The organism is Streptomyces sp. JLBT605 (assembly GCF_058215555.1).
In genome coordinates, this window is record NZ_CM177087.1 from 2,468,160 (window position 1) to 2,493,653 (window position 25,494).

The 25,494-nt window shown below is 73.4% G+C and carries 21 protein-coding genes; 12 read left to right on the forward strand and 9 right to left on the reverse strand.

Annotation, left to right across the window (positions count from 1 at the left end):
* Positions 1-160: 160 nt before the first annotated feature.
* From AC4BDD_RS11020 to AC4BDD_RS11035, 4 genes are all read left to right on the forward strand, one after another.
* Positions 161-2,827: an ATP-binding protein gene (locus tag AC4BDD_RS11020; RefSeq protein WP_490690820.1), complete on the forward strand. Its 2,667-nt coding sequence runs from the start codon at positions 161-163 to the stop codon at positions 2,825-2,827.
* A gap of 146 nt (positions 2,828-2,973) precedes the next feature.
* Complete coding sequence (gene afsR / locus AC4BDD_RS11025) at positions 2,974-5,907, forward strand: SARP-family global regulator AfsR (protein WP_490690821.1); 2,934 nt, start codon at positions 2,974-2,976, stop codon at positions 5,905-5,907.
* A 253-nt stretch (positions 5,908-6,160) separates the two neighbouring features.
* On the forward strand, positions 6,161-6,532 hold the full coding sequence (locus tag AC4BDD_RS11030; protein ID WP_490690822.1) for a hypothetical protein: 372 nt from the start codon (positions 6,161-6,163) through the stop codon (positions 6,530-6,532).
* Between the two features lie 406 nt (positions 6,533-6,938).
* Positions 6,939-7,139 carry a hypothetical protein gene (locus tag AC4BDD_RS11035; protein ID WP_490690823.1) on the forward strand — a complete coding sequence of 67 codons (201 nt, stop codon included), beginning with the start codon at positions 6,939-6,941 and terminating at the stop codon, positions 7,137-7,139.
* Between the two features lie 116 nt (positions 7,140-7,255).
* Here AC4BDD_RS11035 and AC4BDD_RS11040 read toward each other — a convergent pair whose 3' ends face one another.
* Positions 7,256-8,890: an AMP-binding protein gene (locus AC4BDD_RS11040; protein WP_490690824.1), complete on the reverse strand. Its 1,635-nt coding sequence runs from the start codon at positions 8,888-8,890 to the stop codon at positions 7,256-7,258.
* A 132-nt stretch (positions 8,891-9,022) separates the two neighbouring features.
* Between AC4BDD_RS11040 and AC4BDD_RS11045 the strand changes: the two genes are divergently transcribed.
* From AC4BDD_RS11045 to AC4BDD_RS11055, 3 genes are read left to right on the forward strand one after another with little or no spacing between them, the layout of a single operon-like run.
* Entirely contained in the window at positions 9,023-10,201 is a 1,179-nt protein-coding gene (locus AC4BDD_RS11045; protein ID WP_490690825.1) for a lipid-transfer protein, read from the forward strand.
* A gap of 59 nt (positions 10,202-10,260) precedes the next feature.
* Positions 10,261-10,704 carry a Zn-ribbon domain-containing OB-fold protein gene (locus AC4BDD_RS11050; protein WP_490690826.1) on the forward strand — a complete coding sequence of 148 codons (444 nt, stop codon included), beginning with the start codon at positions 10,261-10,263 and terminating at the stop codon, positions 10,702-10,704.
* Entirely contained in the window at positions 10,701-11,513 is an 813-nt protein-coding gene (locus AC4BDD_RS11055) for an enoyl-CoA hydratase/isomerase family protein (RefSeq protein ID WP_490690827.1), read from the forward strand. The genes AC4BDD_RS11050 and AC4BDD_RS11055 overlap by 4 nt, the downstream gene beginning before the upstream one ends.
* A gap of 26 nt (positions 11,514-11,539) precedes the next feature.
* Here AC4BDD_RS11055 and AC4BDD_RS11060 read toward each other — a convergent pair whose 3' ends face one another.
* From AC4BDD_RS11060 to kbpA, 4 genes are all read right to left on the reverse strand, one after another.
* Positions 11,540-12,109: a hypothetical protein gene (locus tag AC4BDD_RS11060; protein WP_490690828.1), complete on the reverse strand. Its 570-nt coding sequence runs from the start codon at positions 12,107-12,109 to the stop codon at positions 11,540-11,542.
* 178 nt (positions 12,110-12,287) lie between these two features.
* Positions 12,288-12,827 carry a hypothetical protein gene (locus tag AC4BDD_RS11065; protein WP_490690829.1) on the reverse strand — a complete coding sequence of 180 codons (540 nt, stop codon included), beginning with the start codon at positions 12,825-12,827 and terminating at the stop codon, positions 12,288-12,290.
* 119 nt (positions 12,828-12,946) lie between these two features.
* Positions 12,947-15,520: a protein serine/threonine kinase AfsK gene (gene afsK / locus AC4BDD_RS11070; RefSeq protein ID WP_490691742.1), complete on the reverse strand. Its 2,574-nt coding sequence runs from the start codon at positions 15,518-15,520 to the stop codon at positions 12,947-12,949.
* A gap of 193 nt (positions 15,521-15,713) precedes the next feature.
* Positions 15,714-16,499: an AfsK-binding protein KbpA gene (kbpA, locus tag AC4BDD_RS11075; RefSeq protein ID WP_490690830.1), complete on the reverse strand. Its 786-nt coding sequence runs from the start codon at positions 16,497-16,499 to the stop codon at positions 15,714-15,716.
* 300 nt (positions 16,500-16,799) lie between these two features.
* On the opposite strand from kbpA, the gene AC4BDD_RS11080 reads away from it, so the two are divergent.
* Positions 16,800-17,447, forward strand: coding sequence for a TetR family transcriptional regulator (locus AC4BDD_RS11080; protein WP_490690831.1), 648 nt, complete (start codon positions 16,800-16,802; stop codon positions 17,445-17,447).
* A 433-nt stretch (positions 17,448-17,880) separates the two neighbouring features.
* Here AC4BDD_RS11080 and AC4BDD_RS11085 read toward each other — a convergent pair whose 3' ends face one another.
* Entirely contained in the window at positions 17,881-18,381 is a 501-nt protein-coding gene (locus AC4BDD_RS11085) for a nitroreductase family deazaflavin-dependent oxidoreductase (RefSeq protein WP_490690832.1), read from the reverse strand.
* Positions 18,382-18,449: 68 nt separating this feature from the next.
* The gene (locus AC4BDD_RS11090; protein WP_490690833.1) at positions 18,450-19,679 is read right to left on the reverse strand and encodes an acyl-CoA dehydrogenase family protein; all 1,230 of its coding nucleotides are present in this window, start codon (positions 19,677-19,679) and stop codon (positions 18,450-18,452) included.
* Between the two features lie 265 nt (positions 19,680-19,944).
* Between AC4BDD_RS11090 and AC4BDD_RS11095 the strand changes: the two genes are divergently transcribed.
* The 3 genes from AC4BDD_RS11095 to AC4BDD_RS11105 all read left to right on the forward strand — a co-directional run bounded on the left by AC4BDD_RS11095 (position 19,945) and on the right by AC4BDD_RS11105 (position 22,960).
* A complete protein-coding gene (locus tag AC4BDD_RS11095) occupies positions 19,945-20,718 on the forward strand; it encodes a VOC family protein (RefSeq protein WP_490690834.1) in 774 nt (257 codons plus the stop codon).
* A 92-nt stretch (positions 20,719-20,810) separates the two neighbouring features.
* A complete protein-coding gene (locus tag AC4BDD_RS11100) occupies positions 20,811-22,016 on the forward strand; it encodes a thiolase C-terminal domain-containing protein (protein WP_490690835.1) in 1,206 nt (401 codons plus the stop codon).
* A 164-nt stretch (positions 22,017-22,180) separates the two neighbouring features.
* Positions 22,181-22,960, forward strand: a complete 780-nt coding sequence (locus AC4BDD_RS11105) for a pyridoxine/pyridoxamine 5'-phosphate oxidase (protein WP_490690836.1) — start codon at positions 22,181-22,183, stop codon at positions 22,958-22,960.
* A gap of 34 nt (positions 22,961-22,994) precedes the next feature.
* Here the strand turns inward: AC4BDD_RS11105 and AC4BDD_RS11110 are convergent, their stop codons facing one another.
* The gene (locus tag AC4BDD_RS11110; protein WP_490690837.1) at positions 22,995-23,582 is read right to left on the reverse strand and encodes a GNAT family N-acetyltransferase; all 588 of its coding nucleotides are present in this window, start codon (positions 23,580-23,582) and stop codon (positions 22,995-22,997) included.
* 36 nt (positions 23,583-23,618) lie between these two features.
* Positions 23,619-24,011, reverse strand: a complete 393-nt coding sequence (locus tag AC4BDD_RS11115) for a Zn-ribbon domain-containing OB-fold protein (RefSeq protein ID WP_490691743.1) — start codon at positions 24,009-24,011, stop codon at positions 23,619-23,621.
* A 258-nt stretch (positions 24,012-24,269) separates the two neighbouring features.
* On the opposite strand from AC4BDD_RS11115, the gene AC4BDD_RS11120 reads away from it, so the two are divergent.
* Positions 24,270-25,439 (forward strand): flavin-containing monooxygenase, encoded by a 1,170-nt coding sequence (locus tag AC4BDD_RS11120; protein ID WP_490690838.1) that lies wholly within the window; start codon positions 24,270-24,272, stop codon positions 25,437-25,439.
* Positions 25,440-25,494: the final 55 nt, after the last annotated feature.

Here is a 25,494-nt window from a genome sequence, read left to right on the forward strand (position 1 = left end):
CCTTGCGGCCACCGCCTGCCCGCATCCGCGAACACCGTCCGGTTCCGGCCTGTCACCGGCGGATCACCAGCGAGAACTCCCCTCCCCTCGCGGGTGACGCCGCCGGGCGCGACAAGGCAGACTGGCCAGCGCAGCGAGAAGGCACGCGCAGGGGGAAACCATGGCCCAGGACGACGGGCAGGGATTCGGGCAACCGCCGCACTCCGCCGTGGTGGGCCCGCCCGGGGCCTGGCACGGCGGCGGGGAACGGGAAGAGGAGCACCTCGCCCTCACCGAGGCGCGGCTGGATCTGGCCCTTGAGCGCGGCCTGCACGCGGAGGCCGTCTCGGAGCTGACCGCGCTGACCGCCGCCCACCCGCTGCACGAGCGGCTGCGCGAACTGCTGATGCTCGCCCTCTACCGCAGCGGGCGGCGGGCCGAGGCGCTGGCGGTGTACGCCGACACCCAGCGGCTGCTCGCCGAGGAGCTGGGCGTCGCCCCCTCCGCCCGCCTCACCGAGCTGCAGATCCGGATGCTGCGGTCGGACGCGGGGCTGTCCGGCGCCGACGGATCGGCGTCCCGCCCGCCGGCCGGGGCCGCCCTGGTGCCACCCGCCCAACTCCCCGCCGTCGTCGCGGACTTCACCGGACGGGAGGCGTGCGTCGCCGAGCTGACCGAGCAGCTCGCCACCGCCCGGCAGCGCGGCACCTCGGTGGTGTCGGTGGCGGGCACCGGCGGCATCGGCAAGACCGCCACCGCGGTGCACGCCGCGCACGCCGCCCGGCACCACTTCCCGGACGGCCAGCTCTATGTCGACCTGCGGGGCGCGGGCTCCTCCCCGGCCGAGCCGGAGGCCGTCCTCGGCGGATTCCTGCGCGCCCTGGGCACTCCGGACGCCGCGATCCCGGAGGGCATCGAGGAACGTTCCGCGCTCTTCCGCTCGACCCTGGACGGCCGCCGGGTGCTCGTGCTGCTGGACAACGCCCGCGACGCCGCCCAGATCCGCCCCCTGCTGCCCGGCACCGAGGGCTGCGCGGCGCTGGTCACCAGCCGGGCACGGATGGCCGATCTGGAGGGCGCCCACCTCATCGACCTCGACGCCATGCGGCCCGACGAGGCGTACCGGCTCTTCTCGCGGATCGTCGACCCCGAGCGCGCGGCCCTGGAACCGGAGGAGTCGATGCACGTGGTGGCCGCCTGCGGCTATCTGCCGCTGGCCATCCGGATCGCCGCCTCCCGGCTCGCCGCCCGCCGCACCTGGACCGTCTCGGTGCTCGCCCGCAAGCTCGGCGACGAACGGCGCCGGCTGGACGAGCTGCGCGCCGGCGACCTCGCCGTCAAGGCCACCTTCGAGCTGGGATACGGCCAGCTGGACCCGGCCCAGGCCCGCGCCTTCCGGCTGCTCGGCCTGGCCGACGGCCCGGATGTGTCGCTGGCCGCCGCGGCCGCGCTGCTGGGGTTGGACACCGTGGAGACCGAGCGGCTGCTGGAGTCGCTGGTGGACATCTCGCTGCTGGAATCCGCCGCCCCCGGCCGCTACCACTACCACGACCTGGTCCGGCTCTACGCCCGGGCGTGCGCCGAACGCGACGAGGCGGGCCCGGGCGGCGGGCGGGCCGACGAGGCGGCGGACGGCGAACCGGGCGACGGGCGGGCCGGCGAGGCGGCCCTCTCGCGGCTGCTCGACTTCTACCTGGCGACGGCGGCACGCGGGTACGCCGCGGAGCGGCCCGGCGACCGGACCGTGGACCATCTGGACCTGCGTACCTCCACCGGAGCCCCCCTGAACTTCTCCGACTCGGCCGAGGCGGTCGAGTGGCTGTTCACCGAGGCCGACTGCCTGATCGCGCTGGCCCGGCAGTGCACCGGGCCAGGCGTCTGCCGGCGGGCCGCGGACCTGCTCATCGCGATCCTCGACGTGGCCGAGTCGGGCGCCAAGTCCCGCCCGTACGAGAGCGCGGCGCGGGCCGTCCGGGAGGCCGGTCAGGCGGCCGGGGACTTCCGGGCCGCCGGGCGCGCCGGGGCCATGCTGGGCCACCTCTACAACTTCACCGGCCGGTTCGAGGAGGCAGACCGGGAGCTGCGGCGGGCCAGGGAGCTGGGGCGGCTGGCGGGCGACCCGATCGTCGCCTGCCGCACCGCCACCATGCTCGGCATCACCGCCCTCTACCGGGGCCGGATGCCGGACGCGGAGAAGCACTTCACCCGGGCGCTGGACGCCTCGCGGGCGCTGGGGGACGAGCCGAGCGAGGCCAGCACGCTGTCCAACCTCGCCCGGACCCGGCTGAACCTGGGGGACACCGAGGCGTCGCTGGAGCTGGCCGAGCAGGCGCTGGCGATCTACCGGCGGCTGGGACACTCCTGGCGGCTGGCCAACGGGCTGTACGCGCTGGGCATCACACTGACCCGGACCGACCGGCTGGATGAGGCGGTCACCCATCTCACCGATGCCCTGGGCATATTCCGCGAGTGCCGCCAGCAACGCTGGGAGGGCATGGCGCACTTCCGGTTGGCCGAAACCCACCTGGTCGCGGGGCGCGCCGCACAGGCGGCCGAACACGCCGAGCTGGCACTGGCGTTGCGCGGGCTGGGCGGTGAGTGGCGCCGGGCCACCGTGCTGACGGTCCTCGGCCGGGCGCTGAGCGCCATGGGGCAGACCGATCGGGCGCATGCCTGCTGGCGGGAAGCGCTCTCCATCCACGAACGCCTCAGGTCCAGCGAGCGCGAGGAGGTGCGCGAACTGCTCGCCTCCGCCGGGAAGATGGAGGGCGCCGGCGAGCGGCCCGGCGGCGCCCAGGACCACCGCAGGCCACCCGGACCGGGACCGGAAACGCCACAGAGCAGATAAGCCGGGATAAAACTGACGGACCACCAGCTGTGTGAGTTCGGACAACTCTGCCGGGCCGTGCGCAGACCGTGGGCCCCTACTGACGTAACGGGTGCGGACAAGGCAAACTGACCGGTGCGACTGGCAAGCACAGGCAGGGGGAGAGGATGACCGGCGACAAGGGGCACGGGCTGAGGTTGCGCTTCGCCGTGCTCGGACCGGTCCGCGCGTGGCGAGGCGAGCAAGCGCTCAACCTTGGTTCACCACAGCAGCGTTCCCTGCTCGCCGCCCTGCTGCTGCGCGGCGGCCGTACCGCGACCGCGCCGGAGCTGGTGGACGGGCTGTGGGGCGAGGAGCCCCCGGCCGCCGCGATCGCGGCGCTGCGCACCTACGCCTCCCGGCTGCGCAAGGCGTTCGGGCCGGACGCCGCGGACACCCTGGTCAGCGAGTCCGGCGGGTACGCGGTGCGGACCGGCCTGGGCGCGGTGGACACCGACGTGGCCCAGCAGTTGGCGACCGAGGCGGACAAGGCCCGGCACTCCGGGGACCGCGAGGGGGCCCGCGAGCTGATCAACCGGGCGCTCGCGCTCTGGGACGGCGAACCGCTCGCCGGCCTCTCCGGACCGTACGTCGAGACGCAGCGCATCCGGCTCCAGGAGTGGCACCTGACCCTCATGGAGACCCGGCTTGAGCTGGACCTGGAGGTCGGCCACCACGCGGACGCGGTCTCCGAACTCACCGCGCTGACCGCCGCCCACCCGCTGCGCGAGCGGCTGCGTGAACTGCTGATGCTCGCCCTGTACCGCAGCGGGCGGCAGGCCGAGGCGCTGGCGGTGTACGCCGACACCCAGCGGCTGCTCGCCGAGGAACTGGGGGTGGACCCCTGCGCGGAGCTGACCGAGCTCCACCAGCGCATCCTCCAGGCGGACGCGGACCTGGCGGTGCCCATCGCCATCGCCCCGGAGCAGCCCGCCGGGGTCGGCCCGGCCTTCGTGCGCCCCGCTCAACTACCCGCCACTGTCGCCGACTTCACCGGCCGCTCCTCGCTGGTGGACGAGCTGAGCGCGCAGCTCGCCCTCGCCGACGGGCATGTCATGGCCGTGTCCGCCGTCGCGGGCATCGGGGGTGTGGGCAAGACGACGCTGGCGGTGCACGTCGCACACACCGCCCGCGAGCACTTCCCCGACGGCCAGCTCTACGTCGACCTCCAGGGCGCGGGCCCGGTGCCCGCCGAACCGGAGGCGGTGCTCGGCGCCTTCCTGCGCGCGCTGGGCACCCCCGACGCGGCCATCCCGGACGGCGTCGAGGAGCGCGCCGCGCTGTACCGCTCCACCCTCGACGGCCGCCGCGTCCTGACCCTGCTGGACAACGCGCGGGACGCGGCGCAGGTCCGTCCGCTGCTGCCGGGCACCAAGGGGTGCGCCGCGCTGGTCACCAGCCGGATCCGCATGGTCGACCTGGAAAGCGCGCATCTGGTCGACCTCGATGTGATGAGCCCCGAGGAAGCGCTTGTGCTCTTCACCCGGATCGTCGGCGAGGACCGGGTCGGCGCCGAGCGCGAGGCGGCCATGGACGTCGTCGCGGCCTGCGGCTTCCTGCCGCTGGCCATCCGGATCGCCGCCTCCCGGCTGGCCGCCCGCCGCACCTGGACCGTCTCCGCGCTGGCCCGCAAGCTGAGCGACGAGCGGCGCCGGCTGGACGAGCTGCGCGCCGGCGACCTCGCCGTCAAGGCCACCTTCGAACTTGGGTACGGCCAGCTGGAGCCGGTCCAGGCCCGCGCCTTCCGGCTGCTGGGGCTGGCCGACGGGCCGGACATCTCGCTGGCCGCCGCCGCGGCCGTGCTCGATATGGACCCGCTGGACGCCGAGGACCTGATCGAGTCCCTGGTCGACACCAGCCTGCTGGAGTCGGCGGCGCCCGGCCGCTACCGCTTCCACGACCTGGTGCGGCTCTTCGCCCGTGCCTGCGCCGAGCGCGATGAGCATCCGCCGGCCGAGCGCCGGGCCGCGATGTCCCGGCTGCTGGACTTCTACCTGTCCTCGGCGGCCCAGGTGTACGCCCTGGAGCGGCCCGGCGACCGGCTGGTGAGGCACCTGGCGCCCACCGAGGGCACCGGGATGACCTTCCGCGGCAAGGACGCGGCGCTGGACTGGCTGTTCGCCGAGGCCGAATGCCTGCTGGCCTGCGCGCACCAGTCGGCCGCCGACGGCACCTTGAACCGCGCGGTGGATCTGCTGCTGGCCGCCAAGGACCTGGCCGAGTCCGGTGCCAGCGGCCGCCGGTACGAGCAGGCCGCCGCGTCGATCCGGGACGCCGCGCAGCTCGCCGGAGACCCGCGCTCCGAGGCCCGCGCCCGCACCGCGCTGACGTATGTGCACAGCATCACCGGGCGCTTCGACCGGGCGGACATCGAGGCGCAGCACGCCATGCTGCTGGGCGTGGTCGCCGACGATCCGCTGGTGCAGGGGCACGCGCCGATCGAGCGCGGCATCGTGGCGTTCTACGAGTGCCGTTACGAGGACGCCGAGGCGTATCTCTCGCAGGCCCTGGCCGCGTTCCGCGCGGACAGCAACGAGCCGGGCGAGGCGAGCGCGCTGAGCAACCTGGCCCGCGTCCACCTGGACATGGGCCATGTCGACCTCGGCGTGGAGCTGGCCGAGCAGGCGCTGAACATCTACCGCAGGCAGGGTGTCTCGCTGCGGCTGGCCAACGGCATGTACGCCTTCGGCATGGCGCTGACGCGCGCCAAGCGGCTGGAGGAGGCGCTGGACCACCTCGACCAGGCGCTGGCCATCTTCCACGAGAGCCGGCAGCGGCTCTGGGAGGGCATGACCCACTACCGGCTGGCGGAGGCGCAGTTGGCGGCCGACCGTCCGGCACGGGCGGCCGAACACGCCGAGCAGTCCCTCGCCTTGCGCGGCCTGGGCGGCGAATGGCGGCGCGGCGGCTTCCTGACGGTGCTGGGCCGGGCGCTGGACGCGATGGGGCAGACGGACCGGGCCCGCGCCTGCTGGACGGAGGCGCTGTCCATCTACGAGCGCCTGGGCTCGCCCGAACGCGACGAGATCCGCCGCCTGCTGACGCCGACGGCGGTCGCCTGACCTCGGCATTCGGCGCGGGTGCGGGCGAGTCGGCCCGGCCGGTCTCGACCGCCTATCCACCGTTCATCGATCGTTTATCGCACCCCGGCACTCTCTTATGCATCGACCCGCCGCGTCGGGGGGGCAGGTGGGTCGACGTGAGGGCTCACCTCTTAGGGTGAACGGCCCTGAGACACCCGTCCGGCGACCCACGGGGGAGTTGCCGGGCGGGACTCGCCGACCCCCTTGCATCGCTAGCCAGGAGATGACAGAGATGAGCGACACGAAGAAGCCCGAGTCCGACGAGTACCGCCCGATGGACAGCCACGCGGGCCTCGGCACCGGCGCGATCACTCCGCAGGACAGCCATGCGGGAGGCGCCACGAGCGCTGCGGTGACCACCAAGGACAGCCACGCCGGGGTGCCCGGCAGCGGAGTCGTCAGCCCGCTGGACAGCCACGCCGGCAGCTCCGGCGCCGGTGCGCCGCTGGCCAATCCGCTGGACGCCCAGGCGGAGACCACCGAGTCCGAGGGTGACCAGGCCGGCACCAAGGAGAAGATCACCACCAAGGACAGCCACGCGGGCAGCGTCGGATCCGGCGCCGTCACCACGCAGGACAGCCACGCGGGTTCCACCAGGCCGTGAGCTGAGCCGGCGCGGCCGGTGCCTTCGGGCCACGGGGGAATCGGGGGCCACGGGGGAACGGGGGCCCCGGGGAAACCCGGGGGAAAGCAACGGGGGAAAGTCCACGGGGGAACCGGCCGGCGGGTCACGGGGGATACGGGGGACCGCCGGAAGGACACGGGGCCACGGGGCTGCGGGGGAAGCACCGGGGGAAACGGGGGGATCGCAGGGATCGGCGGCGGTGGCCGGGAGGGGGAGCCATCGGCGCTGGTCCCTGCACTCACAAGAAGCGGGGGACATACGGGGACTCGGCTTGATCAGGCCAACAATGCGCATGTTTTTGGTCGGTTGGCCAAACATGTATTCCCATGCGCACTGATGTTCCCATGATGGATTGCAATATCGTGGCTTTTGCAAAGGAGTTGGAATGAACCGCACCAAGAAGGCCGCAGCGGCACTCACCCTCGCCATAGCCGCAGTCCTCGGCACCGCGGCTGCCGCGGCCGCCGACTCCCATGCCACGGGAGAAGGCGCCTTTACCCAGAGCATCCAGGGCAATGGAGGCGACGTGACAAGCCCGCAGGACTCCCACGCGACCGCGACCCCGCTGGAGGGACACGCCTCCTGAGAGCGGCGGGAGACCGCGCGCGGGGCCGGGCGGCCAGCCCGGCCCCGTTCGCATTCGCAGATTCCTCCCTTCCGGTTTGAACCGGCCACGCGCTCTCGCCCGCGGGGCGCCGGCGGTCAGCCCCGCGCACGCAGCTCGTTCTTGAGGACCTTGCCGCCCGCGCCGCGCGGCAGTTCGGCGACGAACTCGACCTGCCGGGGCACCTTGTAGTTGGCCATCTCCCGCCGCGCCCAGGCGATCAGATCGTCGGCGGTCAGCGGCGCACCGCGCCTGCGGACCGCGTACGCCTTCGCCACCTCGCCCAGCCGCGGATCCGGGACGCCCACCACCGCGACCTCGGCGATCTGCGGGTGGCGGGCGATGAGCCGCTCGATCTCGGCCGGATAGGCGTTGAAACCGCCGACGATGAACATGTCCCCCAAGCGGTCGGTGATCCGCAGATTGCCCCGCTCGTCGAGCACCCCGACGTCGCCGGTGCGCAACCAGCCGTCCGCGGTGAGGGCTCGCGCGGTGGCCTTGGCGTCCTCGAAGTAGCCGGACATCACGTGGTAGCCGCGGACCAGGACCTCGCCCTGGACTCCCGGCGGCAGTCCCGCGCCGTCCGGGCCGGCGACCTTCACCTCGGTGCCCGGGATGGCGCGGCCGGAGGTGTGGGCGATGACCTCGGCCGGGTCGCCGCGGCGGCACATGGTGACCGTGCCGGTCGCCTCGGACAGCCCGTAGGCGGTGAGCACCGTAGCCACCCCCAGCTCCGCCCCCAGACGCCTCACCAGGTCCAGCGGGACCGTGGTGGCGCCGGTGACCACCAGCCGCAGCGTGGACAGGTCGTGCGTGTGGCGGGCCGGGTGGTCGAGGATCGCCTGGTGCAGGGTGGGCGGTCCGGGCAGCACGCTGATCCGCTCGGCGGCGATGTTGGCCAGCGCGGTGTCGACGGTGAACACCGGTTGCGGCACCATCGTCGCGCCCCGGGTGAGACAGGCGATGATCCCCGCCTTGTAGCCGAAGGTGTGGAAGAAGGGGTTCACGATCAGATAGCGGTCACCGCGGACCAGGCCGGCGAGTTCGCTCCAGGTGTCGTAGACCCGCAGGGTCTGCTGATGGCTGGTGACGACGCCCTTGGGGTGGCCGGTGGTACCCGAGGTGAAGACGATGTCGGCCGCATCGCCGGGCCGGATCGCCGCCGCACGGGCCCGCACCCGGTCCCCGGGCACCCGCTCCCCCGCCGCGAGGAACTCCTGCCAACCGCGGAAGCCGGGCGGAGTGGCGCCGGAGAAGACCACCACCTCGCGCAGCCCGGGCAGCCCGGGCAGTGGCCCCGTCCCGGCCGGTTCCCCGCCGGCACCGCCGGAAGCCGCCGGGGCCGCCCCCGCCGCCCGGCGCAGCGCGGCGACATAGGAGGTGCCCAGGAAGGTGCCGGTGACGAAGAGGACGGCGGCGCGTGTGCGGCGCAGCACCTCCACCGCCTCGGCCCCCTTGAAGCGGGTGTTGACCGGGACGAGCACCGCCCCCGCGCTCACCGCGCCCAGCGCGCTGACCACCCAGTCGGTGCTGTTCGGCGCCCAGACGGCGACCCGCTCCCCCGGCCGGACCCCGGCCGCCAGGCAGGCCGCGGCGGCGCGGTCCACCCGCTCGCCCAGCTCGGCGTAGGTCAGCCGGGCGCGGCCCTCCACGACCGCCTCGGCCGGCCCGTACGCGGCGGCGGCCGCCCGCACCAGCTCCGGGATGGTCCGCCACGCAGTGCGCTCCGGCATCGGGATGCCTCCCCTCGTCGCCGCCCCGCGCCGCCGGCGGAGCCGACCCGGCCAACTTTGCTGACACCCCGTCAGATTAACGGTAGCCTTCCCGGCTGTCAGCACCTGTGGGGCCGGCCTGGGAGGTGGGCGATGGGGGCAACAGCCGCAACTCGCACAGCACCCGCGACACTCAAGGACGCGGCGGCGATCGCCGGTATCGGCCAGACCCGCTTCGCCAAACGCCTCCCCGAATCCGAGAAGACGCTCGCCTGCCGCGCCATCCTGGCCGCCCTCGACGACGCCGGGATCGCCCCCTGCGAGGTGGACGCCTTCGCCTCGTACACCATGGAGGAGACCGAGGAGGTGGAGATCGCCAAGGCCATCGGCACGGGCGACGTCACCTTCTTCAGCAAGGTCGGCTACGGCGGTGGCGGCTCCTGCGCGACCGTCGCCCATCTCGCCGCCGCGATCGCCACCGGGCAGGCCAGCGTCGGTGTGGCCTGGCGGTCCCGCAAGCGCGGCAGCGGCCCGCGGCCGTGGACCGACACCCGCGTCCAGCTGCCGACGCCGGCCCAGTGGACCCGGCCCTTCGGGCTGCTCCGCCCCGCCGACGAGATCGGCATGCTGGCACGCCGCTACATGCACGAGTACGGCGCCACCCGCGACCACCTGTTCAATGTGGCGCTGGCCTGCCGCAACCGCGCCAACCAGAACCCGGCCGCGATGATGTACGAGCGGCCGCTGACCCGCGAGATGTACATGACGGCCCGCTGGATCAGCGAGCCGCTGTGCCTCTTCGACAACTGCCTGGAGACCGACGGCGCCCTGGCCTGTGTCGTGGTCTCCGCCCAGCGGGCCCGCGACTGCCGGCAGCGGCCGGTCTATGTGCACGCCGCCGCGCAGGGGATGCCGGCCCAACACCACGGAATGGTCAACTACTGGACCGACGACCCGCTCACCGGCCCGGCCTGGACCGCCGCCCGCCGACTGTGGAAGTCCGCCGACCTCACCCCCGAGGACGTGGACGTCGCTCAGATCTATGACGCGTTCACCCCGCTGATTCCCCTGTCGCTGGAGGGCTACGGCTTCTGCGGGCGCGGCGAGGGGGCGGCCTTCACCGAGGGCGGCGCGCTGGAGACCGGCGGGCGGCTGCCGATCAACACCGGTGGCGGCGGGCTCAGCGAGGCGTATGTGCACGGCTTCAACCTGATCACCGAGGGCGTCAAGCAGCTGCGCGGCACCAGCACCGCCCAAATCCCCGACGCCGCGGCCTGCCTGGTCACCGCGGGCGAGGGCGTCCCCACCTCGGCGCTGCTGCTGCGCAATTGAGGCTCGGCCCGAGGAGTGGAGAAGGGGACGAGACCGCGTTGAGAGGAGTCCAGACGGCGATGGAGACGGCGTCCTGGCTGCTGCCGGTACCCGACGAGGACGGCGCGCCCTTCTGGGAGTACGCGGCGCGCGGCGAGCTGCGCGTCCAGACCTGCGGGGGGTGCGGAACGCCCCGCTTCCCGCCCCGGCCCTGCTGCCCTCGCTGCCAGTCCTTCGACAGCGAGTGGCGGCGCCTGGGCGGGCGTGGCCGGATCTGGTCGTATGTGGTGCCCCATCCGCCGCTGCTGCCCGCCTACGCCGCCCAGGCGCCGTACCCGGTGGTCCTGGTGGAGCCGGCGGACGCGCCGGGCATCCGGCTGGTGGGGAACCTGGTCGCCTCGGTGGACGCGGCCCTGGGCTCGGTCGACCGGGGGCGCCTGCGGATCGGCGCCCCGGTGAAGGCCGTCTTCCACACCATGGCCGAGGGCGTGACCGTCCCCCGCTGGCTGCTGGAGCGGCCATGAGCGGCGGCGACGCGCGCCCCGGCGCCGGTACCGGCGCGGACGCCGGCGTCCGGCTGGAGCGCGACGACGCGGGCGTCGCGGTCGTCACCCTGGACCGGCCCGCCCGGCACAACGCCCTCGACCTGGCGGCCGCCGAGCGGCTCACCGCTCTGTGGCGGGAGCTCCGGCGGGATGAGTCGGTGCGGGTGGCGGTGGTGACCGGCGCGGGCGGCCGGGCGTTCTGCACCGGCCTGGACCGCTCGGCGACGGTGCCCCAGCCCCCCTCGCCGTACGCGATCGACGACCCGCTGCTGGCCATCGGCCCCAAGGCGAACGACCTGTGGAAGCCGGTGATCGCCGCGGTCTCCGGGATGGCCTGCGGCGGGGCCTTCTATCTGCTGGGCGAGGCGGAGTTCATCATCGCCGACGAGACCGCCGCCTTCTTCGACCCGCACACCAGCTATGGCATGGTCAGCGCCTACGAGGCCGTCTTCATGGCGCAGCGGATGCCCGCCGGGGAGGTCGCGCGGATGGCCCTGATGGGCACCGCCGAGCGGCTGTCGGCCCGGCGTGCCTACCAGACGGGCCTGGTCAGCGAGGTGACCCCGGCCGGTGAGGCGCTGGCCGCGGCGGTCCGCGCCGCCCGCGTCATCGCCTCGTACCCGACCGGGGCGGTGCAGGGCACGGTACGCGCCGTGTGGGCGGCGAAGGAGGCGGTGCGGGCGCAGGCGGTGGCCCACGCCCCGCAGCTGATCGCCCTGGGGAACCTGCCGCCCGAGCGGCAGGCGGAGCTCTTCGCGGCCCGGACCCGGGACTTCCGGACGCGCTGAGCCAGCCCGCTGCCCGGGGCCGCGCCTCAGCCGACCGGGCTCTTGGTGGCCGAGGTCAGCTGGCAGTTGAAGTACGTGTAGGTGTCGAGCCGGTGTACGGCCTTGGCGGTCACCGTCTGCGAGGAGTTCGGCAGCACGGTGACGTACTGGGTGTCCGAGCCCATGAAGCTGCCGTCGTCCTTCTTGGTCCACTTCACGTTCAGGGAGTAGCGGAAGCTGCGCGTGGAGTCGGTGTTGGTGACGGTGATGTCGTACACGAGCATGCTGTCGGACTCGTCGTAGTCGCAGTTGCTCGCGGTGCTCTCGTTGATCGCGTCCGGGTTGTAGGTGGGGGACGGCGAGTACGAGGGCGTATCGGTGGTGTACGCCGGTGTCGGCGTGTCCGAGCCGCCGTAGGACGGGGCGCTGCTCGGATAGCCGCTCGGCAGGTCCAGATCGGTCGGGAAGCCCGACGGCACATCGGTCGGGACACCGGAGGGCGCCACGCCCTCGGCACCGGAGGTGACGCTGCCGCCGTGGTCGCCGAACGCCCCGCCCCGGCCCTTCTTCTTCCCGCAGCCGGTCAGCCCGGTGACGGCGAGCGTTCCGATGATCACGGCAGCGAGCACCCGCGTGTGGCGGCGATGCATGGATTTACCCCCGTTGAACAGGCAAAAATCGGCCAACCAGGACCCGGTTGACAAGTGCACGCCACCCTAGCAACGGGGTCTGCTACCCCCAAGTCACCTGACAGGGCGTCCGGAAGGGCTCCGCACGCGCCGCGGCATCACGGCCTCAGACGACCTCGCAGCGGGTGATGGTTCCCGCGACGGACTGCTTCTCGGGCCGGATTTCGACGATCTTCGTCTCCCCCGCCGGGACCGTCAGGTCGAAGGCCTCGCCGGTGGTCACCTGCTTCCCGGACTTGTCGTAGAAGCGCATCTCCAGGGCGTAGACCCGCCCCTCCTCGGTGCCGGGGTTGTACAGCTTCACGGTCGCCACATAACCGGCGCTGCCGTCCTTGTACACACAGCGGTCGACGCTCTCCTCGACCCGGGCCTGGCCCGTGGAACCGTCGCCACCGGAATCGACGGTGTCGTCGGTGGTGGGGGTGTATCCGCCCGACGACGAGCCGAGATAGGGGTCGTCATCGTCGTCGTAGTCGTCGCGGTAGCCGCCCGAACCGCCGGAGCTCGAGGACGAACTGGAGTGGTGGGAGCCGGAGCACCCACCTCCGCCGCCGTCGCCCCCGTGACCGTGACCACGGCCCTTGAACCCGGTCAGCGAGATCAGCACCACGGCACAGACAGCCGTCAGCCGCAACCGGCGACGCATCACGTTCCATCCCCCCGAGGAATCGGACGACACAACTCCTGACAGGTTCGCGTCAGGAGTTGCTCACCGTACCAAGGACCTCAGGCGCACCACGCGCGGGGGACCGGCGTGTCGAGGCGTCAACGCGCCTGCCGTGACTGGCCGGTGCCCTTCACCGCGTCCAGCGCGTAGACGCACCGGTCCTTGCTGCACGCGTAGACCACGCCCGCGACCGCCACCGGCGAGCCGGTGATCTCGCCGCCGGTCGCCAGCTTCCAGCGCAGCTGCCCGCCGCCCGCGTCCACGGTGTAGAGGCAGTGGTCGGCCGAGCCGAAGTGCACGCGTCCATCCGCGACCACCGGGGCACCGATGACCTCACCGCCCGCCGCGAACCGCCACTTGGGCGTGCCGGTGACCGCGTCCAGGGTGTACAGCCCGGTGCCGCTGCCCAGATGCACGGAGCCGTCGGCGATCAGCACCGGCTCATTGGACTGCCGGGACTCGGTGGCGATCCGCCAGCGGTCGCGGCCGGTGGCGGCGTCCAGCGCGTAGACCATGCCCAGATAGTCGGCGATGTAGATACCGCCGCCGGTCACCGCGGGACCGGGCGCGTACGCCGGGGCGCACAGGAAGACCGCGGGCGCCTCGAAGCGCCAGCGCACCTCGCCGCGCGCCACGTCGATGGCGAGCACCCGAGTCCCCGCCGCGACGTAGACCGCCCCGTCCGGGGCGGGCAGCAACCGGATCGGGACACCGCCGCAGGAGGCCGCGTCACCCACCGGGTACGACCAGCGCTCGACGCCGGTACGCGCCTCCAGCGCGCGCAGCCGCGCGTCCGACCACACATAGACCGTGCCCTCGTGGACCACCGGGCCGGACTCCGGCGTCTCGAAGTCGGTCTGCGCGCCCCGCAGCTCCCACAGCAGCTCGCCGTTGGCGGCCTCCCACGCCTGGACGCCGCCGCCGCGGGTGCCGGTGACGACGGTGCCGCGGTCGACCTTGAGGGAGTAGACCCAGCCGTCCATCGACAGCCGCCAGCGCTCCGCGCCGTCCGCCGCGTCCAGCGCGTAGAGGGTGGGACCGTCCGAGGCGTGGATGCGGCCGTCCGCGACCGCCATCGCCCAGGCCACGTCCCGGGTCTTGAACTGCCGGCGGCCGGTGGCCACGTCCAGGGCGTGCACCTCGAAGGAGGTCACATACAGCAGGTCGTCCGCGACGACCGGGGTGCCCCAGACGTCGTTCGACATCCGGAACCGCCAGGGCCGCCAGCGCGCCTGCCCCGGCGGCTCCGCCGGCGGCGCGGCGTCCGGCGCCGGCCCCGGGGCCGGGGGCTGCTGCGGAACGGCGGCCAGCGGTGAGCCGCCCTGGACGCCCTCCGGCGGGCGCACCCAGTCGGTGCCGACCACGGCGTCCTGCCGCGGCTGCTGCTCGTGCGCGTCGGCGGCCCGCGGCCCCGGCCCGATCGGCACCTGGGAGCCGGGCAGCCGGACCGGGCCGTCGGCCGGGCCGACCGCGGCCGGCAGCGGCGCGGAGCTCTGCGGCGCCTGCGGGGCGGAGGCGTGCGCGGCGACGGGCTGCGCTCCATGGCGTCCGGGCGGGCTGGCCGAGCTGACCTGGCTGGCCGGGCTCGCCGCCTCCGGCGCGCGCAGCCCGCCGCGCGGGTCGGCGGCGGGCTCCCAGCCGGTGCCGCCGGCCGGGCCGGCGCCGCGACCGGCGTCCTGCCGGGGCGGGTAGCCGGAGGGGAGCTCGGCGGGGTGCCCGGGCCTGCCGTCGCGGGAGGCGGCCGACGACCGGGGCGCCGGGGCGGCGGCCGCGGGACGGCCGCCCCGCCGACTCTCGATCAGCGCGACGGCGCGGTCCGGCAGCCAGGCCGAAGCGGTGCCGCTGTCATCGCTGCCGGAGGCGAACAGGTGCGGTGCCAGCTGCGACTGGAGGTCGGCGGGGCTGGGCCGCCGGTCGGCCTCCATCTGCATACAGGACTCGATCAGCGGCCGCAGCTCCTCGGGCAGTCCGGACAGGTCCGGCCCCTCGCGCAGCAGCATGAAGACGGTCTCGACCGGATTGGCGCCGTGGAAGGGCGCGTGCCCGGTGGCCGCGAAGGTCAGCGTGGAGCCGAGCGAGAAGATGTCACTCGCGCCGGTCACGCTGCGCGAGTCCCGGGCCTGCTCGGGTGACATGTAAGCGGGCGTGCCGACGGCCACGTTGGTCATGGTCAGCCGGGTGTTGGAGACGCCGGAGGCGATACCGAAGTCGATCACCCGCGGGCCGTCCTCGACGACCAGCACATTCGACGGCTTCAGGTCGCGGTGGACCAGGCCCGCGCCGTGGATGGACTGCAGCGCCTCGGCGATACCGGCGGCCAGCCAGCGCACCGCCTGGGCGGGCAGCGGCCCGCACTCGTTGACGATCTCCTCGAGGGAGGGTGCGGGGACGTAGGCGGTGGCCAGCCACGGGACCGGGGCGCGGGGATCGGCGTCGACGACGGCAGCTGTGTAGAAGCCGCTGACCGCGCGGGCCGCCTCCACCTCGCGGGTGAAGCGGACCCGGAACAGCTGGTCCTCGGCGAGCTCGGTCCGCACCGTCTTGATCGCGACGCGCCGGCCGGACGCCGAGCGCGCGAGATAGACCAGACCCATGCCGCCCGCGCCGAGCCGACCGAGCACCTCGAACGGGCCGATCCGCCTCGGGTCGTGCTGCGTCAGCTGCTCCACCACTTTGCCTGCCACCTCCCCGTAGGGCTCGAAGCTAACAGCCCCGCGTCGCGTCTCACCGACAAACCAACCGGCGGCACGCAAGCTGCATTCTCTCTGCCGAACGCGGCCGTTGCGAACCCGGGGCCGATTCGTCATGTCATCGGTGAATATCTAGCGTTCCGGGATGGTGCACAGTTCGTGCCGTTCTGTAACTCTATGCGGTCTTGGTGGTGTCGAGAACGGCGAAGCTGGCGCCCTGATTGTCGACAACGATCGCGAATCTGCCGTACGGCGTGTCCCGCGGCTCGGTCACCGGGCGGCCGCCCAGCAGCCGTACCGCCCGCACCGCATCGTCACAATCGGTCACCGAGAAATAGACCAGAAAGTGCGCCGGCATCTCGGGCGGAAAGGTGTCACTCAGCACGGCCCGCCCGCAGACGGCCGTTTCGGGGCCGGGCCGCTCACCGGCGGGCGACCACATGAGGAAGTCGACACCCTCCAGCCCGACGCTCTGCCCGGTGTAGCCGAAGACCTCGGCGTAGAAGGCGTCCACGGCCTCCTTGTCCCGGGTGTAGACCTCGGTCCAGATGTACGAGCCGGGCCGGCCCTGCTTCTCGAAGCCGCCGTGACTGCCCGCCTGCCAGAGGCCGAAGACCGCGCCACCGGGGTCGGCGGCGGTGGCGATGACGCCGAAGTCGCCGATCGGCACCGGCGAGGTGATCACCTGGCCCCCGGCGTCCCGGACGCGCCTCGCGGTGGCGGCGGCGTCGTCGGCCGCGAAGTAGATGTTCCAGACTGTCGGCATCCGGCCGTCGGGCTTGGGAGCCAGCGCGGCGACGTTCTCGCCCTCGTGGAACGCCTGCACATAGAAGCCGGGCCCGGCGGCCTCGCCCGGCTCGTAGGTCCAGCCGAACAGCTCGCCGTAGAAGCGCTTGCCCGCCTCGACGTCGGGGAGTGTCGCATCCGCCCAGCAGGGCACGCCTTCCTGGAATGCGGCCATGGCCTGTCGGTCCTCCCGTGCGGGAATGTTCCTGATCGCCACGCTATCGGGGGATGAGGGATACCGCCCGCCGTCCGCCAGGGTTATCCACAGGCTGTTGACAATCGGATTCATCCGTCCGGCGCAGCCCGCCACCCATTCGAACGCCACCCGCCGACCGCTCTTCCCGCGCCCTCGAATCCGCTCCGTACATCACCGGGAACTGCCTGTTCACAGCCGCTCCGACCAGCGCCGAAGCTCGCTAACCCCATTTGCACGCAGTCGAATAGCGCTCCGATCACCCCTCGGTAAGCTGACGGCATGACAGGACAAGTACGAACCGTCGACGGCCGGGTGGCCGGGCGTCGCGGGCAGGCAACGCGGCAGAAGCTGCTCGACTGCCTCGGCGAGATGCTCAGCACTTCCCCGTACCGAGACGTCAAAGTCATCGATGTCGCGCGCAAGGCCGGCACCTCGCCCGCGACGTTCTACCAGTACTTCCCCGACGTCGAAGGCGCCGTCCTCGACATCGCGGAAGAAATGGCGAAAGAGGGCGCGGCCCTCACCGATCTGGTCTCCGGGCGATCCTGGGCCGGCAAGTCCGGCTGGCAGACCGCCGAGGAGCTGGTCGATGGGTTCCTCACCTTCTGGCGCAAGCATGACGCGATCCTGCGCGTGATCGACCTCGGTGCGGCCGAGGGCGACAAGCGCTTCTACAAGATCCGCATGAAGATCCTCAACGCGGTGACCAATTCCCTGACCGACTCCGTCAAGGAGCTCCAGGCCAAGGGCAAGGTCGACAAGGAGGTCAGCCCGGCGGCGATCGCCGGCTCCCTGGTGGCGATGCTCGCCGCCGTCGCCTCACATCAGAAGGGCTTCACGAGCTGGGGCGTCAAGCAGGCGGAGCTCAAGCCGAGCCTGGCGCTGCTGGTGCACCTGGGCATCACCGGCCGCAAGCCGACGAAGTAGGCCGCTCAAGGCCCGCGGCACACCGACTTCGAGGGCATCTGACACCGATCGGCCAGTGGGCCGGGCGATCGGCACGGGCCCCTCGCGCGCCTTCCGCCCTCTTCCCCGCCCCTTCTCTTCCCCGCCCCGTCGCTCGACCCCGGATCATCGGTGAGCCTCTCCGGTGTCCGATGAGCCTTCCGCTCCCGTCCGCCCACCGGCTCCCAGCGCCCGCTCCCGGCGACCCGCCCGTCCTGTCATTCACGCAGCGGGCCGCCCGGAGCGGGCGCCTCGGATCGGGCCCGGTACGCGCGCGGGTCGCGCCACCACTCGCGTGGACAGCGCCGTCAATCGAGGGGGCCACACGGCCACTCTCGTGGGTCGCGCCACCGCTCGCACGAGCCGCACCGTCACTCCGCGCGGACAGCACCGTCACCAGGCGTGGGCCGCACCGTCACTCGCGGCGGGTCAGCCGGAACAACCGGATGCGGCGCTCCACCCGCCGCTGGTACGTCCCGTAGGGCGGCCAGAAGGCGAGCACCGCCTGCCAGACCGCCTCCCGCTCCGCGCCTTCCAACAGCCGGGCCCGCACCGGGATCTCCTCGCCCCGCCAGCTGATCCACGCGTCGGGGTGGGCGAGCAGATTGCCGGTCCACGCCGGTTCCGCGGGCCGCCCGAAATTGCTGCCGACCAGCACCCAGCTGCCGCCCTCCTCCGGCATGCAGGCCAGCGGAGTGCGCCGGGGCAGCCCGCTCCTGGCGCCGGTCGCGGTGAGGATCAGCCCCGGCAGCATGGTGGCGGCGGGCAGCACCCGCCCACCGGTGAGCCGGTGCACCGTCCGGTCGATCACCGGGACGACATGGGGTGCGACCTTGGCGAACGCCCGGGTCGAGGACACCTTCTGCACCATCCGTCGTAGCAGTCCCTTGCGCCTCACCAGCCTCACCAGCCCCATCGACCTCGCCTTGGTTGTGGACGTGTACGCGGATGCCTTCGTGGACGGTTCCGGGGATCTCCGCGCCATCAGACCGACACCACCTCTCGCCCGTCGTCCGCCGGGGCGAACAGCCCGGCCCGCTCCGCCGCCCAGCCACGCAGCCGGTGCACCGGTCCGAACAACAGCTCGTCCCCGGCCGCCCGTTTGAGGAAGAGATGGGTGTCGTGCTCCCAGGTGAAGCCGATGCCCCCGTGCAGCTGGACCGCCTCTCCCGCCACCGCGCGCAGCGTCTCCAGCCCCTGGGCGAGGGCGAGCCCGGCGGCAGGGCCGGTCCCCGCCCAGGCCGCGTAGTACGCCGCCGAGCGGGCCGCCGACAGCCGTACGTACAGGTCCGCCAGCCGGTGTTTGACCGCTTGGAAAGAGCCGATGGCCCGGCCGAACTGCTCGCGGGTCAGCACATGGCCGACGGTCCGGGCCAGCGCCTGGTCCGCCGCGCCCACCGCTTCGGCGGCGAGTGCGGCACCGGCCGTCGCCCCCAGCCCCTCGAAGGCGTCCCCGACCTGTGCGCCCAGCTCACCACCCCCCTCCCCCCGCTTCTCCACTCCCTCCTCGCCCAGCAACTCGGCCGGGGTGTCACGGAGTTCGACGCGGCCCTGCGGGCGGGTCTCGTCCAGCGCGGTGTGGCGGGCCCGCAGCAGACCGGCGGCCCCGGCCCGGACCAGGAACAGCAGGGTGCGGCCGTGTGTGTAGCCGCCGGTGCGGGCCGGGACGATCAGCAGCCGCGCGCTGTGCCCGTCGAGGACCTGCGTCGCACCGCCGTACAGCCGCCAGCCGTCGGCCACCGGGCGCGCCTGCACGCCGCCCGCGCGACCGCCGCCCGCCCAGTCCTCGGGGCACGGCCCGAGGAGGCCGAGCACCGCGGGCAGCACCGCGCCGGGCACGGCGACCGCGGCCGTCAGTTCGCCGTTCGCCAGACGGGGCAGCAGTGCGCCGCGCTGTGCCGGAGTGCCCAGGGCGGCCAGCAGCGGAGCCGCGAGCACGGCCGAGGCGAGAAACGGCGAGGGCAGCAGCGCGCGCCCGGTCTCCTCGCAGGCCAGCGCCAGCTCGATGGGCCCGCAGCCCGCGCCGCCCCACTCGCCGCCGATGGCGAGGCCCGGCAGCCCGAGCTGCCGGGCGAGCAGCCGCCAGAGCGCCGGGTCGTACCCGGCGGGGGTGCGGACCGCCGCCTTGACCTCGTCCGGGCCGCACTGCCCGGCGAGCAGTTCCCGCAGGGCGCGGCGGATCTCCCGCTGTTCGGGGGTGAAGGTGGCATCCATCGGCAAGCTCCTCCCGAATCTGACGGGGCGTCATAGTAGGGAGGTCGAGCGCACTTTCCCAGCCTTGGGCCGCCGCGCTCGCCCGCGTCCCCTCTGTCCCCGACCGCACTCTCCACGCTCGCGCCGTCCCAGGCCCGCGCTGTTCACACCCGCGCGCCGCCCATCGGAGTGAGGCGGGGGCGCGACGCCAGCGCGTTCCGCGTCCCGCGCGCGGGACGGTGCCACCATGGGCGCCGCGTCGAGGATTGATGAGCATCGAGGATTGATGAGCGAGGTCACCTCCTATCTCCAGGGCACCCCCTGCTGGGTCGAGCTCAGCACCTCCGACCGTCCGGCGGCGATGGAGTTCTACGCCGCGGTGTTCGACTGGGAGTACCAAGTGGCGCCGCCCGAACTCGGCCACTACACCCGCGCGACGCGGCACGGAAAGGCGGTGGCGGGCATCGTGCAGCCACCGGTGGAGCCGGGCGAGCGGCCCGCCGTCACCTGGACCACCTATTTCAGCTGCGACGACGCCGAGGCGACCCGGGCGGCGATCGAGGCGGCGGGCGGACAGCCGGTCACCGGGGTGCTCGACGTGCTCCCGCTGGGGCGGGCACTGGTCGCCACTGACCCCACCGGGGCCGAGTTCGGGATCTGGGAGCCGGGCGAGTACATCGGCGCGGAACTGGTCAACGAACCGGGCGCCCTGGTGTGGAACGAGCTCGCCACCCCCGATCCCGTCACCGCCCGGGACTTCTACACCCGCGCCCTCGGTGTGACCATCGGCGACCCGGTCTCCGCCGAATTCGACTACACCCCTGTCGCGGTGGGCGGCCGCGACGTCGCCGGGATCATGGCGCTCGGCGAGACGTTCCCGCCGGAAACGCCCGCGCACTGGACCGCGTACTTCTCGGTGACCGACACCGACGCGACGGCGGCGCGGGTGGCCGAGCTGGGTGGCGGCGTCGTGCGCGCGCCCGCCGACTCCCCGTACGGACAGCTGGCCGTGCTCCGGGACCCGCAGGGCGGCACCTTCACGGCGATCACCGCGCCCTGAGGGCACCCCGCCCTCCCCCGCCTATCGCCCCGCGCCGGCCCGCTGGGCGCACCCTTGCCCGCCTCCTCGAAATCTGATGTACCGTCAGATCTATGACCGCTGACGGCATCCGCGATCGCCCTGGCGCCATATCCACCGGCCGACGCCGGGTGGCCATCGTCGGCGTCGCACTCTCGGACTGCGGCCGCGTCGATGCCGCCACGCCGTATACCCTGCACGCCCAGGCTGCCCGGCGCGCCCTCGCCGACTCCGGGCTCGACCGGTCCGTCATCGACGGCTTCGCCTCCGCCGGCCTGGGCACCCTGGCCCCGGCCGAGGTCGCCGACTATCTCGGGCTGCGGCCGACCTGGACCGACTCCACCTCGGTCGGCGGCGCCACCTGGGAGGTCATGGCCGCCCACGCCGCCGACGCCATCGCCGCCGGTCACGCGCGCGCCGTACTCCTGGTGTACGGATCCACCGCGCGCTCCGACATCAAGGCGGGCCGCCGCACCGCCAACCTCTCCTTCGGCGCCCGCGGCCCGCTACAGTTCGAGGTGCCTTACGGGCACACCCTGATCGCGAAGTACGCCATGGCCGCCCGCCGCCATATGCACGAGTACGGCACGACGCTGGAAGAGCTCGCCTCCATCGCCGTACAGGCGCGCGCCAACGCCGCACACAACCCCGAGGCGATGTACCGCACCCCGATCACCGTGGACGAGGTGCTCGGCGGCCCGCTGATCGCCGACCCCTTCACCACCCTGCACTGCTGCATCCGCTCGGACGGCGGCTGCGCGGTGCTGCTCGCCGCGGCGGACTGCGTGCCGGACACCGCCAAGGCCCCGGTGTGGGTGCTGGGCTCCGGCACCAGCGTCTCCCACACCGCCATGTGCCAGTGGGAGGACTTCACCGTCTCGCCCGCGGCCCGGTCGGGGCAGCTGGCCTTCGCCCGGGCGGGGGTGCGGCCGTCGGACATCGACGTCGCGGAACTCTACGACGCTTTCACCTATATGACCCTGGTGACCTTGGAGGACCTCGGCTTCTGCGCGAAGGGCGAAGGCGGCGCGTTCGCCGGACAGGACCGGCTGACCCTCACCGGCGAGCTGCCCACCAACACCGACGGCGGGGGGCTTTCCGCCTGCCACCCGGGTATGCGGGGACTGTTTCTGCTGGTCGAGGCGGTCCGTCAGCTGCGCGGGGAGACGGGCGACCGGCAGGTGCGGAAGGCGGGTGGCCGGCTGCCCCAGCTGGCGGTGGTCTCGGGGACGGGCGGCTGGTTCTGCTCCTCCGGCACCCTCGTCCTCGGCCGGGACTGACCCGAGCCCGCCCGGCCGGGACTGACCCGAGCCCGCCCGGCCGGGACTGACCCGAGCCCGCCTCCGGGCCGCCGGCCCCGGCCCCGGCCGCCGCCGGCTCCGGCCGCTCCCGGAGTCGGCCGCCTACGCTGGGCTCCCCCACCGCCCGACCCGCGAGGAATCCCATGAGCGACCAGGAGCCCGTGCGCGGCCAAGCGCCCGTGAGCAGCGAAGAGTCCACCGCGGCGCACGGAACCGGCATGGACGCGGACGCGGAGACCCGGGCCTTCCGCGCGCTGCTGCGTTCCCTGCGCGCCGGCGTCGGCGAGTTGCCCGTGTTCGACCCCGCCACCGCCCCGGAGGAGCCGCTTCCGCTTTTCCGGCGCTGGCTGCGTGAGGCCGCCGAGGCCGGGGCGCCGGAGCCGCACACCATGACGTTGGCGACTGCCGACACCGCCGGCCGGCCGTCGCTGCGCACGGTGATGCTGCACGACGCAGATGAGCGGGGCTGGCACTTCGGCACCCATCGCACCAGCCGCAAAGGCCGGGAGCTGGCGGACCGCCCGTATGCCGCGCTGGGTTTCTACTGGGCGGCCGTCGGTCGTCAAGTGCGCCTCTCGGGACCGGTCGTCGCCACCTCCCCCGCGCAGAGTGCCGCCGATCTGCGCCGGCGTTCGCCCGACGCGCTCGTCGCCGCGCTGGTCGGGCGGCAGAGCGAGGTGCTCGGTTCACGGCAGGAACTGGACCGGGCCTTCGAAACGGCGCGGGCGCGGGTCGAGCACGAGCCCGACGCGGTCGCTCCCACCTGGACCCAGTACGTCCTGGCCCCGGAGGAGGTCGAGTTCTACCAGGGCGACCGGCACCGGCGGCATGTACGGCTCCGCTACCTCCGGGAGACCGCCCCAGGCGGCGGCCCGGGAGGCGGCCCAGGCGGCGGCTGGCGCCGCGACCTGCTCTGGCCCTGAACCGTCCCGCCGGCAGGGACGCCCCCGGCTGCCGTCAGCTCCGCCGCCGCGGCGCCACATCGGCCAGCCTCGGCACGGGGTCGCCCGCGAGGCGGCCGTGCAGATGGATGTCGCGCGGCGTGCCGGTGGTGTCGAACATCGCGCCACGCAGATCGCCTTCATGGCGGTAGTGGGCGCGCTCCGCGACCACGCAGGAGGCGTCGTTGCCGATGGCGTGGCCCAGCTCCAGCCGGTGTATGCCGAGGTCCTGGAACACCCAGCGGCTCATGGCGTCCAGGGCCCGGGTCGCCACGCCGCGGCCGCGTGCCTCCGGGAGCACCCAGTAGCCGACCCGGCCGCTGCGATGCGCGTCGAAGTCGAGCATGCCGACATTGACATGCCCGAGGACGGTGCCGGAGCCCTGCTCGGTGATGGCGAACGAGGCCATGTCGCCGCACTCCCAGCCCGCGTTACGGGTCTCCAGGAAGTCGCGAGCCCCCGCCTCGTCGGGGGTGGGCACGTTGACGCTGTTCCAGCGCCGGAAGTCGGGGTCTGACAGGCCGCGGCGGATCGTCTCCAGGTCGCGCCCTCCCCAGGGGCGGAGCCGCAGTCCGTACATCTGCAGATCGACCGGTTTCAGCATCCCCGTCTCCTTTGTTCTCCCACCCGTTGCCGCCATTCAACACGGGCGGAAGACCGGAACGACCACCGGGGGATCGGCCGTACGGGTACGGAAGGCGACGCTCAGCGGCATGCCGATCCGGAGGTCGTCCGCGGCACAGTCGACGATCTCGGTCATCATCCGCGGGCCCTCGGCGAGGTCGACGACGGCCGCCGCATAGGGGACCCGGTCGCCGAACGGCGGCAGGTCGTTCCGGTGCACGACGGACCAGGTGTAGAGGGTGGCCGCGCCCGAGGCCGGTTCCCAGTGGACCTCGTCACTCCAGCAGTGCGGGCAGTGCTCACGCGGATAGTGGTGGGCACGGCCGCAGCGCGCGCAGCGGCGGATCAGCAGCCGGCCATGAGCGGCGGCCTCCCAGTACGGCCGGGTGAACGCATCGGCCTCGGGCAGATCGAAGCGCGGCGACGAAGACGCCGCCGCAGGTAACGAAGACGGCGCCGATGACGCCGATGACGACGGCGACGACGGTGTTCCACTCACGGCACCGGCCCTTCTCCCACTGACCTGACGACCAGTCAGTTATCGCGAATACGGCAACCGCGCACAAGAGGGAGTCCGACACAAGGGGGCCTTCTTCGTGATCCATCCGCAACCGATTCGGAATCGTTTTGACCGATACCCGTCAATTACCCGACTACGCTCAGTCCCATGGCCGACATATCGCATCCCTACCCCGCGCCCGTCTTTGTCGTCGGTGCCGGACCGGGCGGCCTCGCCACCGCGGCGGCCCTGGGCGAACGCGGCATCCACGCCATCGTGCTGGAGCGCTCGGGCGCGGTCGGCGCGTCCTGGCGCACGCACTACGACCAGCTGCGACTGCTCACGACCCGCCGCCTCTCGGCACTGCCGGGCCTGTCCATCCCGCGCGCGTACGGGCGCTGGGTCGCCCGCGACGACCTGGTCAGCTATCTGGAGCGGTACACCGAGCACCATGAGCTGGAGATCGTCACCGGCGTGGAGGTCTCCCGGGTGGACCGCGCCCCGGACGGCTCGGGATGGCTGCTGCACGGCTCCGGCGGGCGCAGGCTGATCTCGCCCACCGTGATCGTCGCGACCGGCCGCAACCACACCCCTCGACTGCCGGACTGGCCCGGCCGCCAGGAGTACACCGGCGAACTGCTGCACGCCGCCGACTACCGCAATCCCGAGCCGTACCAGGGCCGCGACGTCCTCGTGGTCGGCGCGGGCAACACCGGCGCGGAGATCGCGACCGAACTGGCCGAGGGCGGCGCGGCACGGGTGCGGCTGGCGGTGCGCACCGCGCCGTACATCGTCCGGCGCTCCACGGCCGGCTGGTCCGCCCAGGGCGCCGGCGTGCTGGCCCGGCGCCTGCTGCCCCCGGTCACTCGCGACCTGGCCTCGCGGGCACTGGTGAAGGCGTCGGTGCCGGACCTGGCCGAGCACGGCCTGCCCCGGCGCACCAAGGGCCTCTACACCCAGGCCAGGGCAGGTGCCGCGCCGGTGCAGGACACCGGGCTGCTGGACGCGGTGCGAGCGGGGCGCGTCGAGGTCGTCCCCGCGCTCGATTCCTTCGACGGCGACAAGGTCGTGCTGGCCGACGGCTCGCGGATCGACCCGGACGCGGTCATCGCGGCGACCGGGTACCACCCCGACCTGGATCGGCTCGTCGGGCACCTGGATGTCCTCGACGACCACGGCAACCCGCTCGCCCACGGCCCACGCACCGTTGCCTCAGCACCGGGACTGCACTTCACTGGGTACACCAGGCCGATCAGCGGCACCCTGCGGGAACTGGCCCTTGACGCCGAGCGCATCGCCAAGGCGGTCGCCCGCTCCCGCGTCGCCGCTGCCGCGTAGGGCACCGCCCGGCGAGCTCCGGCGCCAGGACGAGCCCGGCGCCCGGCAGCCGCCG